Source organism: Aquimarina agarivorans, from assembly GCF_000218485.1.
Taxonomy (GTDB): domain Bacteria; phylum Bacteroidota; class Bacteroidia; order Flavobacteriales; family Flavobacteriaceae; genus Aquimarina; species Aquimarina agarivorans.
The window spans coordinates 1-26678 of record NZ_AFPB01000158.1; the positions used below are offsets into that span (position 1 = coordinate 1).

The 26678-nt window shown below is 32.3% G+C and carries 17 protein-coding genes; 6 read left to right on the forward strand and 11 right to left on the reverse strand.

Features of this window, described 5'->3' with window-relative positions:
• Positions 1 to 66: 66 nt before the first annotated feature.
• Positions 67 to 2343, reverse strand: coding sequence for a carbohydrate-binding protein (locus GMC_RS20780; RefSeq protein ID WP_010522348.1), 2277 nt, complete (start codon positions 2341 to 2343; stop codon positions 67 to 69).
• A gap of 631 nt (positions 2344 to 2974) precedes the next feature.
• On the reverse strand, positions 2975 to 5209 hold the full coding sequence (locus tag GMC_RS0111930) for a DUF8696 domain-containing protein (protein ID WP_010522349.1): 2235 nt from the start codon (positions 5207 to 5209) through the stop codon (positions 2975 to 2977).
• 729 nt (positions 5210 to 5938) lie between these two features.
• Between GMC_RS0111930 and GMC_RS0111935 the strand changes: the two genes are divergently transcribed.
• From GMC_RS0111935 to GMC_RS0111960, 5 genes are all read left to right on the forward strand, one after another.
• Positions 5939 to 6778: an ABC transporter ATP-binding protein gene (locus GMC_RS0111935; protein ID WP_010522350.1), complete on the forward strand. Its 840-nt coding sequence runs from the start codon at positions 5939 to 5941 to the stop codon at positions 6776 to 6778.
• Positions 6779 to 6782: 4 nt separating this feature from the next.
• On the forward strand, positions 6783 to 7598 hold the full coding sequence (locus GMC_RS21710) for a hypothetical protein (protein WP_010522351.1): 816 nt from the start codon (positions 6783 to 6785) through the stop codon (positions 7596 to 7598).
• Positions 7595 to 7978 carry a GntR family transcriptional regulator gene (locus GMC_RS0111945; protein WP_010522352.1) on the forward strand — a complete coding sequence of 128 codons (384 nt, stop codon included), beginning with the start codon at positions 7595 to 7597 and terminating at the stop codon, positions 7976 to 7978. Before GMC_RS21710 ends, GMC_RS0111945 begins: the two co-directional genes overlap by 4 nt.
• A gap of 174 nt (positions 7979 to 8152) precedes the next feature.
• A complete protein-coding gene (locus tag GMC_RS0111955; RefSeq protein ID WP_138940620.1) occupies positions 8153 to 8623 on the forward strand; it encodes a hypothetical protein in 471 nt (156 codons plus the stop codon).
• A gap of 25 nt (positions 8624 to 8648) precedes the next feature.
• Positions 8649 to 9509: a TraB/GumN family protein gene (locus tag GMC_RS0111960; protein ID WP_010522354.1), complete on the forward strand. Its 861-nt coding sequence runs from the start codon at positions 8649 to 8651 to the stop codon at positions 9507 to 9509.
• Between the two features lie 383 nt (positions 9510 to 9892).
• On the opposite strand, the gene GMC_RS0111965 is transcribed toward GMC_RS0111960, so the two are convergent.
• From GMC_RS0111965 to GMC_RS0111985, 5 genes are all read right to left on the reverse strand, one after another.
• On the reverse strand, positions 9893 to 10648 hold the full coding sequence (locus GMC_RS0111965) for a hypothetical protein (protein WP_010522355.1): 756 nt from the start codon (positions 10646 to 10648) through the stop codon (positions 9893 to 9895).
• 224 nt (positions 10649 to 10872) lie between these two features.
• Positions 10873 to 11595 carry a DUF4197 domain-containing protein gene (locus GMC_RS0111970; protein ID WP_010522356.1) on the reverse strand — a complete coding sequence of 241 codons (723 nt, stop codon included), beginning with the start codon at positions 11593 to 11595 and terminating at the stop codon, positions 10873 to 10875.
• Positions 11596 to 11702: 107 nt separating this feature from the next.
• Positions 11703 to 12557: a formyltetrahydrofolate deformylase gene (gene purU, locus GMC_RS0111975; RefSeq protein WP_010522357.1), complete on the reverse strand. Its 855-nt coding sequence runs from the start codon at positions 12555 to 12557 to the stop codon at positions 11703 to 11705.
• 290 nt (positions 12558 to 12847) lie between these two features.
• Positions 12848 to 13963 (reverse strand): porin, encoded by a 1116-nt coding sequence (locus tag GMC_RS0111980; RefSeq protein ID WP_010522358.1) that lies wholly within the window; start codon positions 13961 to 13963, stop codon positions 12848 to 12850.
• A gap of 292 nt (positions 13964 to 14255) precedes the next feature.
• A complete protein-coding gene (locus GMC_RS0111985) occupies positions 14256 to 15326 on the reverse strand; it encodes a hypothetical protein (protein WP_010522359.1) in 1071 nt (356 codons plus the stop codon).
• 375 nt (positions 15327 to 15701) lie between these two features.
• Between GMC_RS0111985 and GMC_RS0111990 the strand changes: the two genes are divergently transcribed.
• Positions 15702 to 16085 carry a pyrophosphohydrolase domain-containing protein gene (locus tag GMC_RS0111990; RefSeq protein ID WP_010522360.1) on the forward strand — a complete coding sequence of 128 codons (384 nt, stop codon included), beginning with the start codon at positions 15702 to 15704 and terminating at the stop codon, positions 16083 to 16085.
• A 209-nt stretch (positions 16086 to 16294) separates the two neighbouring features.
• On the opposite strand, the gene GMC_RS0111995 is transcribed toward GMC_RS0111990, so the two are convergent.
• From GMC_RS0111995 to GMC_RS0112010, 4 genes are all read right to left on the reverse strand, one after another.
• Positions 16295 to 19105, reverse strand: coding sequence for an Ig-like domain-containing protein (locus tag GMC_RS0111995; RefSeq protein WP_010522361.1), 2811 nt, complete (start codon positions 19103 to 19105; stop codon positions 16295 to 16297).
• 776 nt (positions 19106 to 19881) lie between these two features.
• Positions 19882 to 22926, reverse strand: a complete 3045-nt coding sequence (locus tag GMC_RS22325; RefSeq protein ID WP_238527987.1) for a T9SS type A sorting domain-containing protein — start codon at positions 22924 to 22926, stop codon at positions 19882 to 19884.
• A 1001-nt stretch (positions 22927 to 23927) separates the two neighbouring features.
• Positions 23928 to 25664, reverse strand: coding sequence for an ABC transporter ATP-binding protein (locus GMC_RS0112005; RefSeq protein WP_010522363.1), 1737 nt, complete (start codon positions 25662 to 25664; stop codon positions 23928 to 23930).
• Positions 25661 to 26530 (reverse strand): aldose 1-epimerase family protein, encoded by an 870-nt coding sequence (locus tag GMC_RS0112010; protein WP_010522364.1) that lies wholly within the window; start codon positions 26528 to 26530, stop codon positions 25661 to 25663. The genes GMC_RS0112005 and GMC_RS0112010 overlap by 4 nt, the downstream gene beginning before the upstream one ends.
• Between the last annotated feature and the right edge of the window lie 148 nt (positions 26531 to 26678).

The window sequence follows — 26678 nt, forward strand, 5'->3', positions numbered from 1 at the left end:
TATTAATAAAAAGGGTTCAATTGTGAAAAATTGAACCCTTTTTTGGTATGTATAGTTAATAGAATGTTATTCAACTAATAGCTTTACAGTATGATGAGGTGTTTTTATAAAATAAATACCTGTAGCTAAATTTGTAGTTGTAATAGTACCGTTGTTAATTAATTGACTGCTAATTATTGCTCCATTAAGGGTAACAATTGATACTCGAGTTCCATTTTCTAGACCAGTAATGTTTACAAAATGATCCGTGTCGGGTTTTGGGTTTGGATAAATTGAAATCAAGGAGCTATCATTCGAATCTAAAATTTTATTACCAGAAACCACTCTCCATTCAAAAGTTTCCCATCCTTTTGGTTCAGCGCCTCTAGGGAGTACTCTAGCATTATTGTCTCTCCACGAAGCCTGTACCCAACCATTAGTTTGTAAACTTCTTAAGGCAACTTTACCATTTCCTAAATCATTCCATTCAAAACGCTCCCAACTTAAAGGGTTTTCACCACGAGCTTTTAATGTTTTACTCTTATCTGAATTTATTGATTGTACATATTTATTATTTCGTAAGCTTTTTAAAGCAATACCGCCTCTTGGGTTTCTTTCAATTCTAAATCTTTGGGAGTTGTTATTATCGTTTCCAGCATTTGCTTTAATATCAAAATTATTTGTAACGGAAACAAATTTGCGATCACCACCAGATTTTCGTAATGAAATCACTCGACCAATTGGTGCTCCATTATTATTTGAGGGATTACTCCCTGCGTTTGTCGTTTTTGTTAGCGTAATTTTGTCAAGATTCCATTGCCAATCATTACTACCTGATGCGGTAATCCTTATTGTTTTATTGCCACCTGAATTAAATGTTACATTACCTCCATTTAATGCACTGTAATTATCCCATGAGCCATTATTTGGAACATTCGTTGTTGTTGCCAAATTGCCATTTACGCTAAACTGTATTTGTCCGTTATCTGAAGGTGAGGTTATTTGGTATTCAATAGCGTACGTGCCAGAATTTTGGATAGTAACGCTGTATTCAACGTAATCCTGAGAATTTACATAATTGATGCTAAAGTTTGTTGCGCTAACACCTTTGCCAGGTCCTCCAACTAAAGCATCATCAAATACTCCGCTGGTGTTAGTAAAGCGCTCCGCTTCAATAACTATAGTGTTATTACCAGTTACGGGAGGAGCAGGAGCAGGTGTAGGTGTAGGAGTTGGACTAGGAGCAGGAGGGGGATTATTATTGCCTCCTGAATTACACTTTACGGCATAAAATGACCCGCATTTAGGCACTGACCAATTCGTTTGATCAGGATCCCCATAGCCTCTGTAAGTATATACTACGTTTCGGGTTGAAAATTCAGCCCTCCTTTGTCGGTGATCAAATGTAGTATTGTTGAATATTATATTTCTAGGCCCTGGTTGGTCGTGACCATATCTAGCACCACCAGTAGCAAATACTCCCCATGTGTGCCAAGATGGTCTTGTAATATTATTTGATTCAATTAAATTTCTACCGTCGTCTCCATTATGAAAATTAATGTCAACTTCAATTTCATTATCATAAATTACGTTATATTTAGCCCCATTTTGAATCGCAAAATGGCGTATAAGTCTCACTGTAGAACCAATAACAAGATTATAATCACCACGGATATCAAAATATCCTTCTCCACCGCCTCCTTTGTTGTAGCAATTGTCAACTAATGAGTTTCTAAACGTATTGTGATTTCCAAAAATTTCAACGGGGTCAGAACCACTATTGATAAAATCAACATTATCAACCCAGTTGTCACTTCCCTCAAATCGAACAAATACATTATTGTTTTGAGGAAAATCATTGTTAAAACACTCTCTACAAAAAGCACCATCTCTAAATCCGTCTCTGTAGTTTCTATAAGCAACAGGTGGATTTGGTAACGCTTCATAAACCATGCGCAAATTTTCGATTCCAGCGTTATTAGTGTTTCTACCAAATGTTATGGCTCTACCGCTTTTCATTTTAACACTTAATTTTACATTTCTTTTATTTCGACCACGGAGTACCACGCCATCTTTCATGTTAAGCCGACTATTAATTGTGTAGGTACCATTATTAAGTAATACAACACCAGCACCACCTCTATCAATAGCATTTTGAATGTTATCTCCAGGACTTAGCGTAGCTTTTACTTTGGTAATATTAGGTATTCCACCTTTTCTTCCAGCGGTAGCCCATTCTTTAATTTCAGCATAATTAGTATCATAACAAGCAGTATCAGCGGAACAATTAGAGCTCCCGTTTTGTGCTAACACCGAAACTGTAAATAATAAAAGTGAAGTAGTTAAAAGAAATAATTTTTTCATGATTGTTGTTTTTTGATTAATCGGACAAACCTTTTTTTTAAAATTGCACTGATTTCGGAGTATGAGCTAAAAATGAAATGCAAAGTTTAAAACAACATTAATTAACAATGAAAATTGTTTGATTGAGCTGTAGTTATTTTTAAAAAGCTTGGACGTAAATATTACAGCAAATTAAATAAAACCTTTAGGTAGTAGACATTGTTTAAGAGTAATCTTACAGATAAAATGAAGACTTTTTTACTTGAAGGCTTAATTGATTAAATGAATAAATACTAATACTAAGCATAGTAAAAAGAGTTGACGTTTTTTTAGGGGACAATTATCTAAAAAAATTAGACAATTTTTTTAAATTCTTAATGTAATTGGTTTTAATTCATAGTAATTCTGAATAAATAGTTAAGATTAAAGTTTTAGTTACGTATTTTTATTTTTTACTTATTTTTCAAATTTTAATAATATAATTATCATATGTTTAGCTTTTATTTTTTTGTTGAAAAGCAAGAAAGATAGATTGAAATCGATATTGATATTTTGAAATCGGTACATTTTATAAAAAATATCAAATCACTATGTTGATTTAAATAAAAAAGGCTACCATTTAAGTGGCAGCCTTTTTAAAAATTTGAATAATTTAATTAGGGAGTGTAACTATTTGGATGTTTTTGGTCCATCCATTTCCGTTTACAATTAAAAAATAGGTTTCTGAAATTTTAAAATTACAATGAGATCCCATATCAATTGCAATTTCATTACAGCCACTAGCAAACTGAACAGTTTTTAAAGGTCCTATGATGTTTCCGTCCATTTTATAAAATGCATAAGTAATCTCTTGAGATTCTTTAATTGAAACATTTACTGTTAAATCGCCTACATTTGAAATAGGATTAGGAAAAGCAGTAACATTGTATATTTCTTTTGTACATGGATCTTTAATTTCAGTCACATTAACTGTTGTATTATATTCAGCATTACAGTTTCCTTTAGTGATTAAAACTGAATAGTTTGTTGTAACTATTGGAGAAACGGTCTTTGTACTATTTGTGTCTCCATCGTTCCATAAATAAGTATCACCACCCGTAGCGATAAGTTGTATTGCCGAGCCCTCTTCAATAGTAGCGTCTGGACTAATTGTAGCTTCTTTAAGTGAATCTTCAACCAAAATTTCAACTACTTGTCTAATAGCATTACATCCGTTTTTAGTTGCATTAAGGAAAATCCAGGCATCTTCGGTAGGAGCTACGGTAATTGACTGTGTAGTTTCGCCAGTAGACCACGCATAGGTATCGGCTTCAGTAGCAGTAATTATTACTTCTTCACCTAAACAAATATTTATATCAATAGGCCCGTCAATTTTTACATCCGCTGCGTGTACGTTAACAGTAGCTTCTGCTGTAGCAGTACACCCTTGGTTGTTAGTAAGTGTAGCTGTATAAGTAGTTGTTTTGTTGGGAGTAACTTTAATAGAAGGTGTAGTAGCCCCATTAGACCAAAGCACAGATCCTTCACCAATAGCTGTTAATATTGCAGTATCTCCTTTGCAAATAGTTTGATTTTCAACTTTTACTTTAGGGGTACTAATTGTTACAACAACTTCGTCAGTTAATTTGCAATTTCCTTTGGTAGCACTAACCGTATAGGTTGTTGTTGCTTCAGGGTTAACAGTAATTGATTGTGTAGTTTCACCAGTGGACCATAAAATAGCCCCTTCACTTATAGCAGTAAGTGTTGTTGATTCACGGTTACAGATTGTTTGGTTATTACTGGTAAATGTTTCAAGAGGGATTTTTTCATCATTAATTACGTGTGTACCTAAGGATACAGGGCAATCTCCATCTCCCCATTTTGTAATTATACTATATGAACCAGCAGATAAATTATCAAAAGTATAACTACCTAATTTGTCATCAACCCAAATAAAATTACCACCATTATCGATAGAAAATTGAAGGTATAATCTGCTAGAAAAGTTTTTAAAATTAAGCGTGATTTTACCTGTTTCTGAATCGCAATCAATAGGAGTAACTTTTACAGATGCATCAGGAATTTCTCGGGCATGAATATCGATTACATTTGAGGAAAGATACTTACTGCTGTTTTTTGCTCTAGCGATTCTTCGGAACCATTTTGAACCTATGTTAGCAAAATTAGGAGTATAATGAATAGCATTAGCGCCTGAGATATTTTGCCATTGGCTATTCATGTCATTTTTTACTTGCCATTGGTAAATAGGATGGCTTCCATTACTTGTTTTGGCAGGAATACCAATTAATTTTTGAGGTTGAAAAGCACCACAGGCAACTTGAGTTTTTCTTATTTTTCCTGCGTTAACAATAATATTAAAAGGTTTACTTAAAATTTTAATTGAAAATTTTTCCCAAGGCCCCACATTTTTACGGTTGCATTTTAATGGTTTGTTTCCATTTTCGGAGGACACAAATCTTCCGTTAGTTCCTTTAAGTGCAAATTGACCATTTTTTAGTCTAACAATACGAAATTTTTCCCACCATCCTATTGATTTTCTATTGCAGGTCATAAATTTTTTACCATTTTCGGAAGATATAAAGCGTCCATTACTTCCTTTTAGTGCAAAAAAACCATGACCAGCATTAATTAATTTAAACTTTTCCCAATAACCAATTTTGTTTCTATTACTTGTAATTGGTTTTTGTCCATTTTCTGAAGAAATGAACCTGCTGTTACTAGACTTAATAGCAATTAGGTCTCCTGCAGAAAGTTTATTGTAAGTAGTCCTATTAGTAACACCATCAGCAGAAGCAGAAAATGATAAGCTAAATAGCGCTAATAAAAACACCCACATAATTTTTGTGTGTTTGAAGTTTTGTTTTTTGAGGTTGTTTTGTTTCATGGTTTTTATTTAGTGTACATTAAATTTGATTTTCAGACAATTGGTTAGGTGTAGTGTTTAAAATGTAAATTGCTATTCATAAATTGGTAACATTTTTCACTACAAATTTTAGGCGAATCTACTTACAAAGTGTCTATATTTCTAAAATAAAAGTTAATTTTTTTGTTAAAAACGTCGAAAAGAACAAAAATTCCTTTTAAGTGTCATTTTTAATTTATATTTTAATGAGTCTATTTATAAAAACTAGTGTTTTTTAAAACATTCTTGTGATTATTCTTCCTCCTTTTTAATATTAATGATGTCTTTTGCTTGAATTTTAGAACGTATATTTAGTGTAGTCGCTTATTCTATAATGCCAATCTCAATAAAGGTGTATCGTAAATATATTTGCAATACCATTTGAGTGCCTGATATTAAAACTACAATTAATTACCTATTGCCATTTATAGTGGTTCTAATTTTGAAATTCCCTGAATAAAAATTTGGAATTTTTTGTTTGAACAATAGAGAAAACATAAGCTTAGTCTTAGCTAAGTCAATATTTCATTTTAAAGTATTAAACGAAAAAGAACCATTTAAAAAGGAAAATTTTATGTTTTAAACGGTATTAGAATATTAGACCGTTTACAAAAAAAACAAAAAGTTCTAAAAAATATTCTTTACAAGTGTTTGATAATAAGATAAAATTACTTTTATTTGTAGTGTACTAGTAATCTAATACACTAAATTATGATTGAATTTAAAGACTACTGTTTTTATTATAACAAAAAAAAGCCACTCTTTTCGGGCTTCAATTTTAAATTGCCAAAAGGGAAAATATATGGTCTGTTTGGTGAAAATGGGAGTGGTAAAACTACGTTACTGAATGCTATCAGTGGGTTGAATTTCCCAAAAGAAGGTGAAATTTTGGTGAATAATTATTCTCCATCGGATCGCTTACCATCTTTTTTAAATGATGTATTTATGGTTCCAGATACTTTAGAGCTGCCTAAGATAAAAAAAGCTAGTTTTTTAGCCATTTATGCAGCTTATTATCCAAATTTTTCATTGACTGATTTTGAATCTTATTTAAAAGCTTTTTCAATTGCTGAAATTGAGAAACCTTACCGGGCTTCATTCGGCCAACAAAAAAAGTTCATGCTTGCATTTGCATTTGCTTGTAATACTGGATTTGTGATTTTGGATGAACCTACTAATGGATTAGACATTCCTTCAAAAAATCAGTTTCGTAAAATTATTGCCTCATTAATGAATGATGAGAGGACTATCATTATTTCAACACATCAATCAAGAGATTTGGAGCAAGTTATTGATCATGTTTTGGTAATAAATGATAAAAAACTATTGGTCAATGAAGGTGTTTTTGATATTACTGAAAAAATTGCTTTTAATTTCTATAACAGCAAACCTGAATATATTGATGATGTACTATTATGTGAAGAGACCATTGGAGGGTACAAAGTGATTGAAAAAAATATAGAGGGGATTCATACAGAATTGGATATTGAAATGCTTGTTACTGCGTGTTTTTCAAATCCAGATGCTATAATTAACGTTTTAAATAAGTAAAAAGATGAGGAACGAGATATTTAATTTTAAAAGGTTTTCAAATCTTTTAAAACAGGTATTTTATGAAAAAGGTAAAAGCCTAATGGTTGCAATCGGGGTGTTAATTTTTATTAGTTTGTTTATACTTCGTATTTGTGTGTTGGAGCCTGAGCTTTATATTGTTTTTAGGTGGATTCTATTTTTTATTCTTGTGTATGGAGGTTCGCATGCTTTTATATTTATAATTTACAAGCAACTTTTTAAAAGTAAAATAAAAACAGTATCACTTTTAAGTTTGCCAAATTCAAAATTTGAAAAAAGTGTATTTCAAAATGTTGTTATTGTCATAGGCAGTAGCTTATTATTTTTTATCATTTTTAAAATTATGGATACCTCTTTTTGGTACATAATGGAAGATTTTAAAAATGAGGCTTACACTAAAATGCTTAATGCTAAAGTGCATATTAATCATAAAATTCTTTTTAATAACAGGATTGGTTATTTCTTTTTGCTATTAAACTACCTTTTTGCTTTATACTATATGCTGGATATTAGTTTGGGCGAATTAGCAAAACGATTTAGAGTGTGGTTACTTCCTATACTTTATATGCCACTTAACTATGTATTGAATTATTTATTTTTTAAGGATACTATGACCAAAAATTCTTGGGTACAGTTGCCTTTCACAGAGTTTAATTTTGTAAATAATTTAGAAAAATATGAAGATTATGTCATTAGATCTGGACTGGATCGCTTCGAAATTGCAATTTTTGTAATACTTCCTATGATAATGCTTCTGCTTTCAATCAATTATTTTAAACTAAAAGAAAAAGAGGTATGAGCGCAGCATTCAAAAAAAACACCTCAATTTATATACAGATAGCAGAAAGTATTTGCGATAAACTGCTTTTAAATGAATTTAAAGAAGAAGAAAAAATTCCAAGTATTCGAGATATGGCTGTAAAATTAGAGGTAAATCCAAACACAGTGCAGCGTTCTTACGAATGGTTGCAGCAACATGAAATTATTTACACCAAAAGAGGACGTGGTTATTTTGTTATGGAAAAAGCAACGCAAAAAGTTATGGAAATGAAAAGAATACAATTTGTAGAAGAAGTATTGCCAGACGTTTTTAAAAACATGGAATTACTTCAAATAGATATCAATCAATTTGAAGAAAAGTACAGTAACTATTTAAATAACAAAACAAATGAAAACTAGTAACCTTTTACTTTTAGTTTTGGCAGCATTTATTTGTTCCACTTTAATTTATGACAAAATATCGTTAAACAAACAATACGATAAATTTATAAAAGTACTCGTTTTAGTCAATACACCAATTCAGATAACTATGGTGCTTATGCCCATGTAGTGGTTGAAGGCAATAATAGAGGCTTGATTAGTTTTTACCAAAAAGGAACCACACTAACAAAATACAAAGATGATATGAAGGGCAAATTTACAGCTACAACAAAAAATGATACCTTATATATTGACTTTAGTGAAAATTATACAACTAATGCTTCTAAAATTGATCATTATAAATGTTTGGTTGTTTTTTACGATACAATTAAATCCATCAATTTTAAAAATTCCAACGTGTACATTCAAGCTAATAAATTACATACGTTAAAGGCCAAAGGTGCTGGAGCTAGTGATTTTTGTTTGCACGGTACACAATTAGATAGCTTGATTTATCACACTACTGATACCAACAATACGCATTTTAATTATGGAGAACCGTCGCATATAGATCATTTAATTATTAAAGCGAGCGGAAATAGTACAACCTCATTAGAAAATGTGATTACAAAAAAAGATATCATCACCAAATCTGACAATGCATTTGTTAATTATAAAAAATAAAAAACTCACTTAAATACGCAATCTTATGAAAAAAATTGTTTTAACAACACTTACATTTTTGGGACTTTTTAGTTCCGCAACGGCACAAAGTCATGTTTGGGAAGTATCCAAAGGGAATGACAAATTATTTTTAGGAGGTACTATTCACGCGCTCCGATCCACAGATTTTCCTTTACCAGAAGCATACAATCAAGCTTTTGAAAAAGCAGAAACGTTAGTTTTTGAAACCGATATGGAAGTTTTAAAAACACCAGAGTTTGCTCAAAAGATGATGGCTCAGGCTGTTTACGCCGACCGGAGTACGTTAAAAGACCATTTAAAACCAGAAACCTTTGCTGAATTTGAAAAATATTGTGAGTCCTCAGGAATTCCTTTGGCTATGCTACAAAGCTTTAAACCATTTATGGCAGTTACAATGATTACAGGTCAAAAAATAATGCAATTAGGTTTTCAACCAGGTGGTATTGATCAATTTTTTTATGATAAAGCGACCAGTGCAAAAAAACCAATCACTTACTTTGAAACACCCGATGAACAAATAGCAATTCTGTTAAATTCAGGAGCAGGAAATGAGGACGCTATGATGTTAAAGTTTATTGAAGATTTGCGTGATATGGAAACCATATTGAATCAATTAGTAGAAGCTTTAAAAAATGGAAATGCTAAACATTTAAGTGATGAAATTGCAAAATTTGAAACAAATTACCCTAAAGTATATGCTACATTGTTAAAAGAGCGTAATGACAAGTGGCTTGCAAAAATTCCTGAATACTTTAATACGAAAGAAGTGGAGTTGGTTTTAGTAGGAGCCATGCATTTGTATGGAGAAGATGGCCTGCTGGAAGCATTAAAAAATCAAGGATATCAGATCACTTCAGTAAAATAATCTAAAATACATATTATTTAAAATCAATCAATTATGAAAAATTTCATTATTGGGATAGTATGCCTATGCCTAAATCAGTCATTGTTAGCACAACAATCAGTTCAAAATTCAGCAGTTGAATCGTCAATTATTTCTTCCGAAAAGGTGGAAATGAAGTTGATGAAAAACAATCACGGTTTAAACCACGCTTTGAGTGGCATCCCTAAGGAAAGACACTATCCTAATTATTATTCTTAAAATTATTATAGTTGCTTTAAAATAAATTTATACACAAGCATTTATAAGCAAAAAGCTAAGCGGTATATTTATATCACTTAGCTTTTAAATATCTTAAATTAGTTTATGGTAGCTATTGCTTTTTTAAAATAATAATTCTTTCCCCTTCAACTTTTTTCGATCCCTCTACTGGTTTGCGACATATCAAATGATAATGTCATTTCCGTATTAGTAATATTAACGATTTTAAAAAGCTGTTGATCATTAGTATTATTTGTAGTTTTTATAAAATTACCATCAAGTAGTTCCCAATTGCTGCCAAAATAATCTTTTCCTTTTGTGAAAAACTGGGTTATAGTTTTCAAAGGTGCTTTGGTAACTCGGGTATAATTAATATTACCCGTAGCGCTAACGGATTTATTTGCATTAAAATTTGCTAAAAATGAATAATCAGTTCCAAATTCCTTGAAGGTTATTTCGGTAGTGCTTGTGGATGTGCGTCCTCCAAAACTTCTGCTCGATTTTCCGTTAGAAACACTAAAATCAATTACATTCCAAGTTCCAATTAATTTTGCTTCAGTAGAGTTATTTTCAGTATCATTTTCTGATTGTTCTTCTTCATCTACTTTTTCAGGGTCGGGATTGTCAGTAGAAACAGGCGGATTTTCAGCTTCCTGTGTATCTGATTCTTCTTCTTCAGGATTTTCTTCTGTGTTTTGAACATCTTCATCGCTTTCCTCAGCATCGCTTGAGTCATTAGTATCCTCATCATCCACCTCATTGGTGTCAGATTCATTGCTATCAATATTTTCTAAATCAATGATTTCTTCAGATTCTGAAGGCATTGTCGCTTCATCTTTTTCACAAGAAGAAAAGTGCAAACAAAAGAACAAAGCAATTAAAAAAGTGTAAATTTTTTTCATACAAATAGTCTTTACTTTTCTGACAAAGATAAAACTATTTGATAAAAAGACGTTTTTTTAAGTTTACTGGTGGCAGCTGTTTGCAACAATTTGATAGGAAAAATTAGAATAAGTAATTGTGCTACAGTAATTTATTTTTATATGTTAAAATTTGATAAAAGCAAAAAAAAGCGAACTAAATTTTAGGTATTTAGTCGCTTTTTTAAATTAAAGTAAGTGAAATATTACTTTAAATTGTCTTGCAAAGCAAATACCTTGCGTAGTACATCAGAAGTTCTTGAACTTAGCTGAGTTCTAATCTTTTTTTCTTCCACACCAATCATGGTATATACGCCAGTCAAAGCCTGTTTTGTAACGTAATCGGTAAGGTCAGGATTTACTTTATTGGTCAAAGGAACAGCATTGTAGCGGTTAATTATATTTGCCCAAATTTTAGTAGCTCCAACTTTTCCTAACGATTTTGTAATCACTGGACTAAATTTTTGGTAAAGCGCCGTATTGGTTTTTCCGTTCAAGTACTGGGTAGCAGCATTATTATCACCCAAAAGAATATTTTTTGCGTCAGCAAAAGTAATTCCCTTTACTGCATTAACAAATATTGGAGTAGCTTCTCCAACAGCATCTTCTGCAGCTCGATTGAGCACTTTTAGTCCTTCGTCAGCCATTTTACTCAATCCAATTTTTCGTAGTGTATTGTCAACTTTTTGCAATTCTTCAGGAAGAATGATTTTTACCAATTCATTTTTGAAAAATCCGTCTTTTTGAGTCAATTTAGTTACTTGAGTTGAAATTCCTTTATCCAAAGCTTCGCGTAAGCCACGGGCAATATAATCATTGCTTAATCCTGTTGAACCCGTTGTTCCCGTTGGTAAATTGTTAACTACTTGCTGCAATTCATGACAATTACAAAAAAGTAATAGGATGGATAGGTATAAAATTTTTTTCATGAGTTTTAAATTTAAAAGTGATTTGTATGATTTGTAATCAATTCAAATATCAAATTTCAACGAATTTTAAGATATCAGAAAGATTTTTTTATAAAATAGCCTAAATTTTAGTCAAAAACTACGGTTTTATTGTTATATACCAATACTTTTCGATCAATATGATGTTTAATAGCTCTTGAAAGTACAATTTTTTCAACATCTCTGCCCTTAGCAATAAAATCCTGAATGCTATGCGTGTGCGAAACATTGACCACTTCTTGCTCAATAATTGGACCTTCATCCAAGTCCGAAGTTACATAGTGCGATGTAGCGCCAATAATTTTAACGCCTCTTTTGTGTGCGGAATGGTAAGGTTTAGCTCCCGGAAACGCAGGTAAAAAAGAGTGGTGAATATTAATAATGCGATGCGTAAATTGATCCACAAAATCAGCAGAAAGTATTTGCATGTAGCGCGCTAATACAACAAAGTCAATTTTGTAAGCATTTAGGATTGCTGTTTGTTCCGCTTCTGCAGAAGTTTTAGTTGCTTTTGTTACAGGAATGTGTTTAAAAGGAATGTTGAAGTTTTTAGCTACCGTCTCCATGTCGGTATGATTGCTTATAATTACAGGAATTTCAACACCAAGCTCACCTGCAGCATGACGCCCTAATATGTCATACAAGCAGTGTGAATATTTTGAAACAAAAATACCCATTTTAGGTTTTACAGCAGGATCAAATAGTTGCCATTCCATTTTCAATTCCGCAGCAATTTCATTGGCAAATCTAGTTTCAAATAAATCAATTGCATGGGCGTTTTTATCAAATTCGCATTCCAAGCGCATAAAAAAGGCACTTTCATCGGTATCTACGTGTTGTTCTAAATAAACCGTATTTCCTTTGTTTTCAGCAATAAAATTAGTGACTTTAGCAATTATACCCTGTTGGTCAGGGCAATGTATGAGCAATATTATTGTTTTCATTGATGTAATTCTTTTAACAAGAAATTAAGCTAGCAGTAAACATAAAAAAATAAAAGAAACCTATAGCCTATTTACAGAAGTTGTTTTAGAAATTATACTCAGTTCAGCATTGAACCTAGTACTGCTTCGAGCGATTTGAGTAATGTGTTCTCGATACATTTTCCCTCCGCTATCGCTATGATAAAACACTCAATTGGCATAGCTATATAAAACAGCAACACCCACGCTTTGCGTGGGTGTTGTATATATTATTGTAATCTTAACTTTTCTAAAGTTATGTATTATTTAGACTAGAAAGAGTAGATAGCACCTAATACGAAAGAAGCTAAAGATTTACCAACATCACCATTAGAATCTTCTAAGAAAGTATCTTCTGAAGTTGAATCTAAACGTAATTCAGGCTTAATTGTTAAGTTTCCAGCTGTATAAGAACCAGTTAAAGTTGTAGCGAATACAGAACCATTTCCTTCATCGTCTAATCTAAAAGCTTCTGTTAATCCACCTTTAAAAACTTCAAAATATTCACCTCTTAAACCTAATGTAAAAGCGTCTGATATAGCATATTGTGGGTATAACGCAGCACCATAGAATCCAGCATCGTCAACATTACCTTCAAAAGAAGTAGTATTGTAAGTAGCATTTACTCCTAAATAAAACTCTTCTGATAGATCCCATCCAGTGGTTAAATCAATCTGGAAAGTTTCATTTTGTATAGCTTGCTCATCGAAATCAGCTTGATTTCCATACAATACATTTAAATAAGCACTACCTGCATCGTTTGAATATCCAACCTGTAAACCACCAGAATATTTTCCGGCTAAGTTATTATTTGTATAATCAGTTGCGTTAAGTATAGCTGCCATAACAGACCAGTTATCGTCAATTGCAAAGTCAGCTTTCAATCCAGTATGAGAAAATGGCCCGTTCGAAAACATATAAGATGTAGAGTAGTTAAAGTTTCCTGCAGGTGATATTACTTCATATCCTAAGAAAGTGTTAAAGTTACCAAAAGTTAAAGTAACGGCATCAGATGCAGCATAAGTAACAAACAATTGATTCACGATATTTGAAGATCCCGTAGTGTTTAAAACTGCGTCTGTTCCTCTAGGTCCAAACACTAAATCTGCTACAAATCCAACTTTTCCTATTTGTTTACTAGCAATTAGATTAGCCATACCTAAAGCAAAACCATCTGCATTGGCAAAAGCACTACTTGGAGCAATTAAAGCACCATTTCCAGTATTGTTGGCATTTTTTCCACCGATATTAGTTCGAAAATAAGTATCAACAGATCCACTTAAATCAAAGGTAGATTCAGTAGCAGCTTCTTCTTCCTGAGCCATAGCAGCAAAACCTACTAAGGATAATGCAGCTAAGGCTGCTCCTTTAAAGAAATTTTTTTTCATAATAATAGTTAAATAGTTAATATTCTTTTACTCGTTTAAAAATAAGTATTGCTACTTATTTCGAAGTCAAAAATAATTTATAGTTGGAGAGGTCGCAAGAAAATTAACTTAAAAAACGTAATTTTTGCGAATAGCGTATTTAAAAACGGGTTTTTTAACATTATCTTAAAAAATCAATGAATTTGATTCTTTTTTTTGTGTAATTTCATAGATTTTTTTGGTATTTCAGCAGAATTTATTGTAATTTTTGCTAAATCTATGTTATTTCGATGTTAAATATGGATTAAATTACTTAGTTAGTCAAACTATTTTTTGGAATGTATATGATGCTATCTTTTTGAGTATCTTTCTTTTCAGCAATCCCCCACACTAATTGCTTTTTCCATTGTATGTAATTGTCGGTTTGATTTTCATTTATTTCATAAATTTCAAAACGTTTTTCACTCATGTCAGTTAAAGTGGTTTGCTTTGTTTTTTTGAAAATATCCCACAATATTTTAGTTGATTTTGGGTTTCCTTTAATGTTCATTTTATAAACGGAAAGGCTGTCTAATTTTCCGTAACGGATGGCAAGCTCGCTTGGAATCAAAATTTCAGTAGCTATTGGAATGGCTGTTGAAAATACTAAATCGCCAGTACGTTCATTATAGTCATTATATATGGTAACGGGTTTACTAGCACTTGTTACGTTATGCTCAGCTAAGTACTGCTCAAGTGTGGCAATATGTTTTTGTGTAATTTGGCTAATATTATTTACATGTCCTGAGGCACTTAAATATACATAATGAAAAGGCCCAAAGTTTTGTTGCTCACTATAGGTAATGCTATAATCCGAAGCGCGTTTGTTTAGTTGTTGTTTTAAGAGTGGTAAGCGTGTATGTAAATTTTTAAGCCACAAGCGTTTGTTGTTTTTCCATTTAAATATGTCATAGATTTTATCTTTAAAACCCAGTTGTTCTTCTAGCGTAAGCGAAACTATATTGACTACTTTTTGCGTGCCTAATTGCCATTTTAGGGATTGTATACTTCGCTCTTTTTTTGTGTATACCTTTTGTAGTACTAAGGAGTCTAACACGAGTTCGTTTTCAATAGAAAATACATTTTCTTTAGGTAAGGCTACTTTTAAATTGCTCAATAATGGATCTGTGTTTTTTTTTATTGTCAAGTTGGTAGTATCTACAATGGCCCAATTGATCCAGTTTTCAAAGTGAATCAGTTGATTTTGAATCATTTTTTTAGGAACATTATCAAACTTAATTTCATAACTATGACTATTTTTAGATGGAATGGTAGCTAGAAAAACACAACTTCCAATAAATAGTAAGGCTATGAGGTAAAAAAGACTTTTTAAAACTTTTAACATGATTGGGATGATTGTTTATTTAGTTTGGTATGCTAGTTTTAGCGCTATTAATGCACAATGATTAATAACCAAAATTCTATTCTAAAAATTCAAATACGTTTTTAGGCCAAATAAAAATAAGATAAAACCTACAAAAAACAATAAGATCCAGAAGCTTCCTTTATAAAATTTTTTGTGAATGCTAATATCTTTTCGATAACTGAATACCATAAAAATTACGAATGCTATAAAAAAGCAAATGGCAAAAATGAGTTGTTTTTGACTGAACATAGTTTGTTATTTTTGTCTTTTAGCTTTAAAAAAAAATTATGCATTACATGTTGTTAAATAATTTCCTTAAGGCTTTAAAATAACAAAATTACAAAAACAATTTCCATGGAAGACAAAATTAATGCGGTTAAAGAATTTCACACTGCATTTAAAATAGGATACAAAGAAACGCCAACGGCCGATTTAGGTATTGATAAAAATACTCTTCGCTTTAATTTAATGAAAGAAGAAAATGAAGAGTATTTTGAGGCAGCCCAAAATAATGATTTAGTTGAGGTGGCTGATGCTTTGGGTGATATGCTTTATATTTTGTGTGGAACTATTATTGAGCACGGCATGCAACATAAAATAGAAGAAGTATTTGAGGAGATTCAGCGAAGCAATATGAGTAAATTAGATGCAGATGGAAAACCAATTTACAGAACTGATGGTAAGGTGCTCAAAGGACCAAATTATTTTAAGCCGAATATTGCGGAAATATTGAAGTGAAAAAGTATATTGTTGTTTTCATTATTTAGTTTTCTATTTAAAATCAATATTTTTTAACTAGGACTCTGAGTTGTAGAAAAAAAACCTACTTGTTTTTTTTGAATTTGAAAACCATAGTAGTTGGACTAGACTTAAAATTAAAAAACCTTCTAAAAAATAAATTTTAGAAGGTTTTCAATAGAAATAACACTTGAAGCTTAAAAAATTATTTATTCAATAATTAATTTTTTACTCACCTTTCGTCCATTTACATCAATTACAATAAAATAAACGCCGGTTGCTAAATCAGCAACGTTTATAGTTGTAGTTTCAGAATAATTTTGACTTTTTACGATGCTTCCATTAATAGTAACTAAAGTTATGGTTGCATTTTCATTGGCAAAAACTTCCGTTAAACCAACTGTAACAAGATCAGTTGCTGGATTAGGGTAAATTTTTGTTGCAATTGAAAGTTCGTCAATTTCTTTAGCTCCAGATTTTACAGGAATAAAAGCCCATTGCGTCCACCATCCTTTGGCTGAGGTTGGTCTTTGTATAATTTGATAATTATTTCCAGTGGCATTGGCAGTGTCGTCATAATTGATCGGTCTAACATACATATGAGTTGCTTTATTTTCAAGATGAAAATACCCATTATCCGTTGTTACAATTTTCCACAAACCTTCATTTCCAGCTTCAGCTTCCTGCTTTAGCCAGCTTCCGGAAAATTCATTAATAGGCGTGAAGTTTTTACCTGAAGCTATGTTCTGTAAATAAAAATAACCGTCCTTGGTATCAATTTTTTTCCATTGATTTCGGGTATTTGATACATTTACAGGAGTTTGAACTACTACCGTACCATTTGCATTGTTAGTTACTCCAATTCTTTTACCTGTGTAACGGTTTTGCAAGTAATAAGTGGTTGAGGAAACTGTAGTAACAGGCTTAGTGTTGTTGGGAAAAGATGCTTTTGCATTTCCGACACTTACATTGGCAGTATCGGTAAAGTTTCCATTAACTGAAGTAGCAGTAATTGTTACATTTCCATTTTTTAAGCCAGTAACTTCACCTAGTTGATTTACAGTAGCAATAGCGGTATTGCTTGATGTAAAGAATACTCTTTTATCAGCAGCAGTACTTGGTTGCACCGTTCCAGCAAATTGCTTTGTTTGACCAACAGCAACATTTAAAACCGTGGGGGTTAAAATAACACCAGTCACTTTGGTAGGAGCGGCATCTGGCGTATTAGACGTTGGATTTGTAGTATCTAAAATTACTGATACAACAGTCATGGAATCTTTAAAATTACCATCAGTTGAAGTTGCCGTGATGGTTGCTTTTCCTCTTCGTAAAGCCGTTACTTTACCCGACTGATTGACTTTAACTATAGCAGGATTACTGGAGGTAAAGGTCATTGTTTTATCCGTTGCATTATTAGGAGATACTCTACCTGTAAGTTGCTTTGTAGTTCCTATTTGAACTTTTAAACTATTAGGACTTAAAGTAATGCCCTTGACAGGTACTGCATTTTGGCTGGGTTTTGGCCCTACAGGTGTAACAACAACTGCAGTACCAGTAACTCGTACCGTGGCTGTATTGGTAAAATTGCCATCAATAGCGGTAACTGTAATTGTAGTTGTTCCTGGATTTACGCCAGTAACAATTCCGAAAGCATTTATAGTAGCAACAGCCGTATTTTGGGATACAAAATATACTGATTTTTCAGTAGCTTCCGCAGGAATTACTCTACCAGCAACTTGTCGTGTTCCACCAACACCAATTTGGATGTTTGAAGGTGTAATGGCTACACCGCTTACAGCAACTTTTGGTTTGTTATTTTGAGCCACTCGTACTTGAGTTTGCCCCACATAGCCACCATCGGTGGTTTTTCCCCAAATAGTAGCTGTACCCGCGGAAACACCAACAATAGCCCCTCCATTATTTACAGTAGCTACCGATGGGTTGCTTGATGTAAATGAAACTGTTTGATCCGTAGCAAAAGCAGGAATTACTGCTCCTCCAACAAATTTGGTGTCACCAGTTAGCATGCTAATTTCAATAGGAGTAACTGTAATTCCTTTTACAGGAACGTTGTTGTCAGAAAAAATATTTTTAGGTGCTGGTGTTCCTCGGCCATTTACGGGCTTATAAACACGTACCCAGTCTACGTACATTTTATTTTTAGACTCATCCGAAAGTTCTTTAACCGTAGCAATATGTCCTGCATTTGAACGCCAATCATGATCTTCAACGTCCAGAATCATGAACATTTCTTCATAAATTCCTTTATTTTGAAGTGGATCCTTAATAACATCATTTGTTCCTGGCGCAATTCTTCGGACTAATTTACCATCCAAATACCAGTCGATATTCCATTCGTCAATCCAATGGATCGCATAGTTATGAAAACCGTTTCTTAGTGCAGGTCTGTTTTTTAATGGTTGGTGGTCAGTTACATAATGGTCTCTTTGCCAAGTGTTATCATTAATGATAGTGTTGTTTTCATGATTTCTATCAAAAATATGATAGTTGGAATTCATGTGCCTTGAGTCAAATACATGTTCATCGCCAAAGCTTGAACGATCACTTCCGTAGCTTTCCACGGCATCTAATTCCTGACGGTCATTTTGACTAAGCATCCAGAAATTAGAGGATAATGTCTGGTTCATTGTCTGCAACCTAGCTTCCATGTAAATAGGAAACTTTACTTTAGTTTTTGACGTAACTACACCGCAATAAACCCTTTGGTTTCCGTTGGGAGAGGCTTTAATGATAAGGTTACCATCTGCCACATGTGAGTTGGCGCTTGTAAAATTACTAAGCCCAGGACCAGACCAAGCATTAAAATAATGATCATTCCAATTTTTGTAAAACTTTTGATTTTTACCATTGTAATTGAAATCATCCGAATGTTGATCTTGTAATTTCCAGACTTTGCCCGGACCTGGATAAGCTGGGATGGGGGTAGAAGCCCAGTCTTGTCCATTCATTACGATACTTACTAAGCCCAATAATGAGCTTACTAAAATTCTTTTTTTCATAAAAAAGCGTGTTTATATATTTAATTAAATGCAAGGCGTTATGTCACTTGCGGCACCGAAGGTAAATTATAGAGAGGAAAATTATAGGTATACGTAGGTAGTAACATTAGTACATCATACTTTCCTTAAAAATTAAATACTATTAGTTAAGCGTAAAAAAAAACATGTTAATTCTTTAAAAACGTTTTAGTAATAAATTTTTAGAGTAAGCGTAATATTTAGCTTACGCTTATTTTGCAAATATTAGATTAAGTGTTTTTGTTAAAAATAAAAGTGGTAAGTACTTAATAAAGAGTTTCTTTTTGTTTTTTGGTAGAGGAATTATTGGTGTAAAATGTAAGAAAGCTAAGATTTAGATTCGCTATAATTTTTTGAAAAAAGCTTTAATGAAAAATTAACAATTCAAGTATAATCAGGTTTTTTATGCCCTTTTCAAGTAAGGGGACATAAAATTTTTTAGTTTGGGAAATGCTATTGCTGAATTACGTGATTTACGGGTAATAATTTCATGCAAGCAAGTTGAATTATTTTTGCTAGTTCAAGGCTAGGCAACACGATAGTGATAAATCATTTGGTGTAGTTTGGGAATGATAAGCACCAATTAACAGATTCGCTTGAATTTAGTTTTAAAGTACAACACTTTAAGTTTAGATCAAAATGCTTTGATAAGACATGGTTATAAAATAAGACCATCTAAACTGTTTTTTTAGATGGTCTTAAAGAAAAAGCAATAACTTTAATAAAAAAGCGATGCCATGTAATGTTTGAATAAGTGATTATTCAATAATTAATTTTTTACTGATAATTCGTTCAGCAGTTTTTATTACAGTGAAGTAAACCCCAGGAGCTACACTTGAAATATCAATTCTATTAGCATCTTGGCTATAATCTTGAGTGATTATAGTTGCTCCATTGATATCAATTAATGATATAGTAGCGTTTGTATAGCTGAAAAGATCACTTAACTCTGCTGTTACAAACTCGGTAGCTGGATTTGGATATACTTCAAAAGAAAGGATAGTAGTATCGTCAACAATGTTTTTAGCACCAGAATTTACAGGAATAAAAGCCCATTGAGTCCATATTCCATTGTATGACGTCGGTCTTTGCACAATATGGTAGTTGTTTCCTGTGGCATTGTTGGTATCATCTTGTGATAATGGTCTGATGTACATGTCTGTTGCTTTATTTTGCAAGTAGAAAAAACCGCTATTAGTTAAAACTATTTTCCAAAGTCCTTCATCTCCAGCTTCAGCTTCTTGTTTTAACCAACTTCCTGAAAATTCATTAAATGGAGTTAAGTTCTTTTTAGAAGCTACATTTTGCAAATAAAAATATCCATTAGGAAGATCAATTTTTTCCCACTGGCTTTCAGCACTTGTAGAAGTAGATGGTATTTGTACAACTATGGCTCCATTAGTGTTGGCTGTACTTCCAATTCTTTTTCCAGTAAACCTATTTTGAATATAATAAATATTGTCAGCTACAGGAGCAACGTTATTATCATTTTCAGTTGGAGCAGGCGTAGTTGGTTCAGCAGGAGTAACTACTTTTGGAGTGTCCTTAGCATTTATAATAATAGTATCATTAGCATCAGCAAAACCTTCATTATCATCTACTGACATGAACAATAGTAATTGTAAAGTGTGTCCGTTAGGAAGGTTTAGTGTTGTTGGTATGGCTGTATTATCGTTAAATACCGTTGGAATTGTATAATTGTATGAAGCTGTTCCTGTATTAGCATCTTCATCAAATGAAATTGTTGTAAATTCACTTTCATTTATAGCAGTTCCTGCGGCATCTATTTGTCTAATTTGAACAGCAACATAGCTTAAATCTTCCTCATTATTATTTGTTTTTCCTGTGCTGTAAGTATATTCAATAGGAATTACTTGCTCAAAAGTAACAGAAGGGTTTGTGTTTCCAGCTCCAATAAACGACGCTCTGTTATTAAACGTAATTGATCGGGTTCTATTGGTTGTTGAAATTGGTTGATCAGCTACACTACCAGCTCTTCTAACAGTCCATCTAGCATTATCACCTAAATTTTTAACACTTCGTGTACCATCGGGATTACCAACTTTTCCAAATAATAAATTTACTTGATTATTGTTAGTACCTAAAGCAGACTGTCTTTCATTACCTCCTGCAAAAATATTATAAAAATTACCACGCTTAAAAAATGTCCAGTAAGGCTTATCTTCCACATTTGGTCCGTACTGAATGGTGTATGGAGACAAATTTTCAGGGGTGTTGTTAAAAATGTTAAATTCAGTATAACCAACTGCAGTTTCAAGGTACCTGTTAGTTCCAACGTTTTGCACAGTATACGTGTAAGGAGTGTTTGAAGTGATTCTCCACTTGAAGTTATCACCAGTACCGTTGCCTGTTACCAATTCAGATCCAGATCCTTGAGTTAGTTTATTATTTGTCGCCAAATTTACAATTTCATAAACACCATCAGCTATTTGTTGAGGTGCTTGGTCAATCCTACGAATCGTTCTTTGATTAGGTCGGTAGTTTTCTATTCTATAAACAGCGCCAGATTTTGGCAAATCCATTCTTACGTTTCTGTTTTTATTATCACCTAAACCTCTGTTATTATAAATTTGAATATTATTTGAAAGTATTTCAAACGGAATAGGCTCTATTCCTCTATTTTCATAAAAGGTGAAGTCAATAGAGTCTGGATTTTGTTGCACTGGATTGCCTGAATAGGCATTAGTAAAATCATTTCCTGAAACAAGAACATTAAATGGAGCGTATGCTGATATAAAAAAAGCGTAAGCACCTGTAATTCTATTTCCAGTAATAGATATATCATTTACAATTTGTAATTCACGGTCAAGTACAATCACTTTAGTTAACGCTTTATTACAGTTGAAAATATTATTTGAAATAGCGATGTCACTTGAAAATTCTTCAATATGTGCCATATCAACTTTACCTTTAGTATCGTTAAATGTTGATCCAGTAATTAACATGTTTTTACAACGAGAGACTGCAATACCAGCATCATTAAAAGAACAGTTTTTTACAGTAGTATTTTCCAGGTCCCAAACTGCTGGATATTCAGTGTTACCAGCATCTAATGATATAGCTCTATCATCAAATTCTACGATACTTTCAGGCTTAAAAAAACATTTGTCAAAAGTTATTTTTTTTGATTTGTTAATTCGTCCCTTTCTGTCCGTCCAAAAACCAATTCGTCTGTAGTTTACAATGGAAACATTTGTAAATTTTGCTCCAATACCATTCCCAGCGTGAAAAGGATATGCAGTTCCATTAAATTTTACATTACTAAATTCTAATCCAGTGTACTGTATTTGTCTTGTATTGTACGGTTCATCAACGGTATAAGATGGATGCCTGGCATCTACTAAAATATCATACACGTCCTGTCCCAGATTGTTTCTAGTCAATTCAATATTTTTAAATTTTACGTTGTCAGATTGAATGGTAATATTGGAAATGGTGTTAATTACGGTTTTAATACCAGAAGATCCTCTTTGTCCAGCTTTAAAATCATTTCCTGGATTTATTCCCTGAAAAGTAATAGGCTTATTAATTTTTAACGGTAATGGGCTGTTAATACTGTAGCTTTTACTTTTGAAAAGTAAGGTAGCTCCTGAAGGGGCATCAGCTAAAGCTTTTTGCAATTTTTGAAATAAGTTTCCATTGTTTTTATAAACAGCATCAAAATCGATAATTTGAGCATTCATGGAAGATAGTCCAAATAGGAGTATCGAGCAAAGCAACCATCCTTTGAATTTGAAGCTGGCTAGTAAGCTATTAGTTGCGGTCAAAATGTTTAGTTTCATTGTTTTCTTTTAAGGTTAAAATTTAAAAAATACGTTAGCTGATCTTTACAGTATTAGGCCTTCAAACTTTAAAGAACATTCAGTGTATTGTACCTTGATTAATTATTTTTTAATTCATCTAATTTTATTGGTTTAGCAATGGTAACTTTTTCTTCCTACAATTTGAGTGGTAAAAAAGTTTAAAAAAAACGAATAAAAATTAGCTTTTTATTTCTTTAATCATTAGTAGTCTAATGAATGTTGTTTATCAAACTATACGCAATTTTTGAATTTGACATCATTGATTAATTTTTTTAAAAGTATGTTATTGGAATATGATTTTTACAGCTACACTTATTTTCTTACAGACTATATATGTAAAAGTACTCTGGTCGGATAATCGATTTAGTATTTAAGTTGTCATGTTAAAATTTTGGGAAAAACTTAAGTCTAGCACAAATTACGAGAGTTTAATATGCTGTATTTTTTTTGTTCGAAAATGTTTTAGCTTTTTTTAGAAAGCAGAAAAAATGAGATTTCAACATATAGGTTACCTATAAGAAGTAACTTTTTTTGAGATGAAAAATGAATACTATTAGAAAACTTTAAGATTAAATTAGAAGGATTTATAAGCCCATTTACTATGGCCTACCTATTTTAGTTTAAGTTTTTTTGTAGGGATACCTAGCTGAGATGTGTTTCCTGTTCAAATTTACCTTAAAGAAAAATGATGAATTTATAAATTATACAAATCAGAAAAAATAAGCATAGCATGTATTACGGTTCTTTTTTATGTTGACGTAAAATTTCTAAAGGCGCATTTTAATTCGGTAAATTCATACAGGTAATGATATAAAACATCACCGTAGCAAGGCTAAGCTCATATTTACTTTCTAGCTAAAACAATAAAATAGTTGATTTTTATATGAATAATTTAAAATCAAAACTGCTATATAAAATTGATTAGGATAAATATGAAGCCAAGCTTTCAACTTATAAAGTGAAAAAGAATTTAGAGTGTATTAAATTTTAGCTTGATAAGTATAAAGGTCAAAGTACCTTCCTTTCTTAGCAATTAATTGTTCATGATTTCCCTGTTCGGCAATATGTCCATGTTCTATAACCAGAATTTGATCCGCTTTTTTTATAGTACTTAATCGATGAGCTATAACTAAAGTGGTGCGACCTGCCATTAAGTTCTCCAAACTTTTTTGGATTAACGCTTCGCTTTCGGTATCTAAATTGGATGTTGCCTCATCTAAAATTAGAATTTTTGGATTTGCAAGAATAGCTCGTGCTATAGCAATTCGTTGGCGTTGTCCGCCAGAAAGTTTTACTCCGCGTTCACCTATTAACGTTTTCAGTCCGTCTTCAAAACGATCTGTAAATTCATTGACATAGGCAGCTTTAATGGCTTCCTGAATTTCATTCTCTTTAGCGTTAGGTTTTGCAAATATGATATTTTCTCTAATAGTGCCTTCAAATAAAAATTCATCTTGCAGTACTACACCCAAATTTTTCCGAAATGAACTTAAAATTACTTTACTAAGATCGGTATTATCAATGGTTACTTCTCCGCTTGACGGATTTAAAAACGAAGCGCATAAACCTGCAATAGTGGATTTTCCGGATCCTGAGCTACCTACTAAAGCGGTAACGGTTCCTTTTTTAGCATTAAATGAAATATTATGCAATACTTCCTTACTTTCTTCGTAAGCAAAAGAAACATTTTGAAATTGTATATTACCTTTAATAGTATCCAATTCAATATCGCGACCAGGTAAATCATCTTCGGCAGTCATATTCATTAACTCTTCAGTACGATCTAAACCTGCTAAAGCTTCGGTGATTTGACTCCCAATATTACTCATTTGTATAATGGGTGCAACCATAAAACCTAGGAGTAGGGTAAAGGAAAGAAAATCTCCAGTAGTTAAATTACCATCAATAATTGCATTTCCGCTAAATCCCATAATTCCGGTGGTGGCTACTCCAAGTAAAAAAGTAGAGGAGCTACTCATTAAAGCAGTAGCAGTTAAACTTCGTTTTACGTTATCAAAAATCCGGTGCGCTCCTTTTTCAAAAGTAGCATTTTCTTGATCTTCAGCGTTAAATCCTTTGATAACACGAACACCAGCCAATGTTTCAGTAAGTCTTCCTTTGACCTCGGCATTAATTTTTGCCCTGTTTTTAAATATTGGTCTAATATATTTAAAGGCTTTTAAGGCAATAACTCCAAATATTGAAATTGGAACTAAAACAAAAAGGGTGAGCGGTACGCTTATGCGAAGTAAAAGAAGTAATGAAATTATGGCGGTAAATGACCCTCCAATAAGTTGTACTAAACCTGTACCAATTAAATTTCGAACGCCTTCGACATCACTCATAATTCGCGATACTAAAGCTCCAGATTTTTGATTATCAAAAAATGAGATAGGGAGTGATAGTACCTTTTTTTGTACCTGAATACGAAGTTCAGAAATTAAAAACTGAGCTTGTACGCTTAAAATTCTAGTTAATAAAAATGAGGTACCTGCCTGGACAATGATTGCGGTTATTACCCCTATGACAAGCCATTTTAGCATTTCCTTGTCTTTATTAGCAATAACGTCATCTATTAAATACTTGCTGGCAAGTGGTAAAACCAATCCTGCAAGCCTGCTCAAAACAATTAAAAATAAACCTATAAATACTAGTTTGCGACGGGGCCAAATAATGGTTTTAAATGCGGTGTTGAGGTTTACTTTTTGTTTTTTCATGCAATAGATATTTGGTAAGCAACTGTAAAAGTTTCGTTTTGTAATAATGACTTGCTCCCTTCTTTGGTATATAAGTTTTGGTTACTGTTAATTTTATCGGCATGTCCAATCCAAGGTTCAATACATACAAAAGGGGCATTGGGTGCAGCCCAAATTCCTAAAAACGGGAAATTTTCAAATTTTACGCTCAGTATTTTTTTATCACTTTGGTAAAGTGATACCTGATCAGATTTTAAATTTTTGAAAATTAAGGCATCATTTTTAAACAAATCTTTGGAAAGCTGCAGCTTGTCAGTTTCGTTTAGTACTGTTTTTGTTTCACCATTCAAAAGGCCTTCTTCATTTAAAAAATGTCTGGCTACGGTTTCTTTAGTTTCAAATTTTAAAAAATAATCATTGTACCCTGTTTGTTTATCCGAAGGACAATTAAAGGCAGGATGTCCTCCAATGGAAAACGGCATTACTTCATTACCATTGTTGGTAATGTGGTGTTCAATAACTAAAGTGTTTTCAACCAAAGTGTAATTTACAACCAAAGTGAATTCAAAAGGATATACCTCCAATGTAGATTTATCATGAGTTAGCGTACACTGAATACTGCTGTTGTCAATTTTTTCAATTTTCCAGTTAGTACTACGACGTGCAAAACCATGACGATTTAATTGATAAGTTTTGTCATTATGTATATAGGAGTTGTTTTTAAGTCCGCCAACTATAGGAAAAAGGATAGGAGCTTGACCACTCCAATAGGTAGCATCGCCTTGCCAAAGTAATTCGGTAGCCGTTTTTTTATTGTACAGACTGGCTAATTCTGCTCCAGTTGATTTTACTGAAATTTTTATGGCATCATTTTCTATGTTATGCATAACATGTTGTTTGATATGTTTGGCTAAAAGCTTTAAACGTTAGTTTTTGTCAATGAGTTCTTTTATAAACTTATGTACTTCAATTTTTAATAGAAGTAAAACTAAAAGTAACTCTTTTTATGTGTCCAATCAAGATAAAAATGGAAGC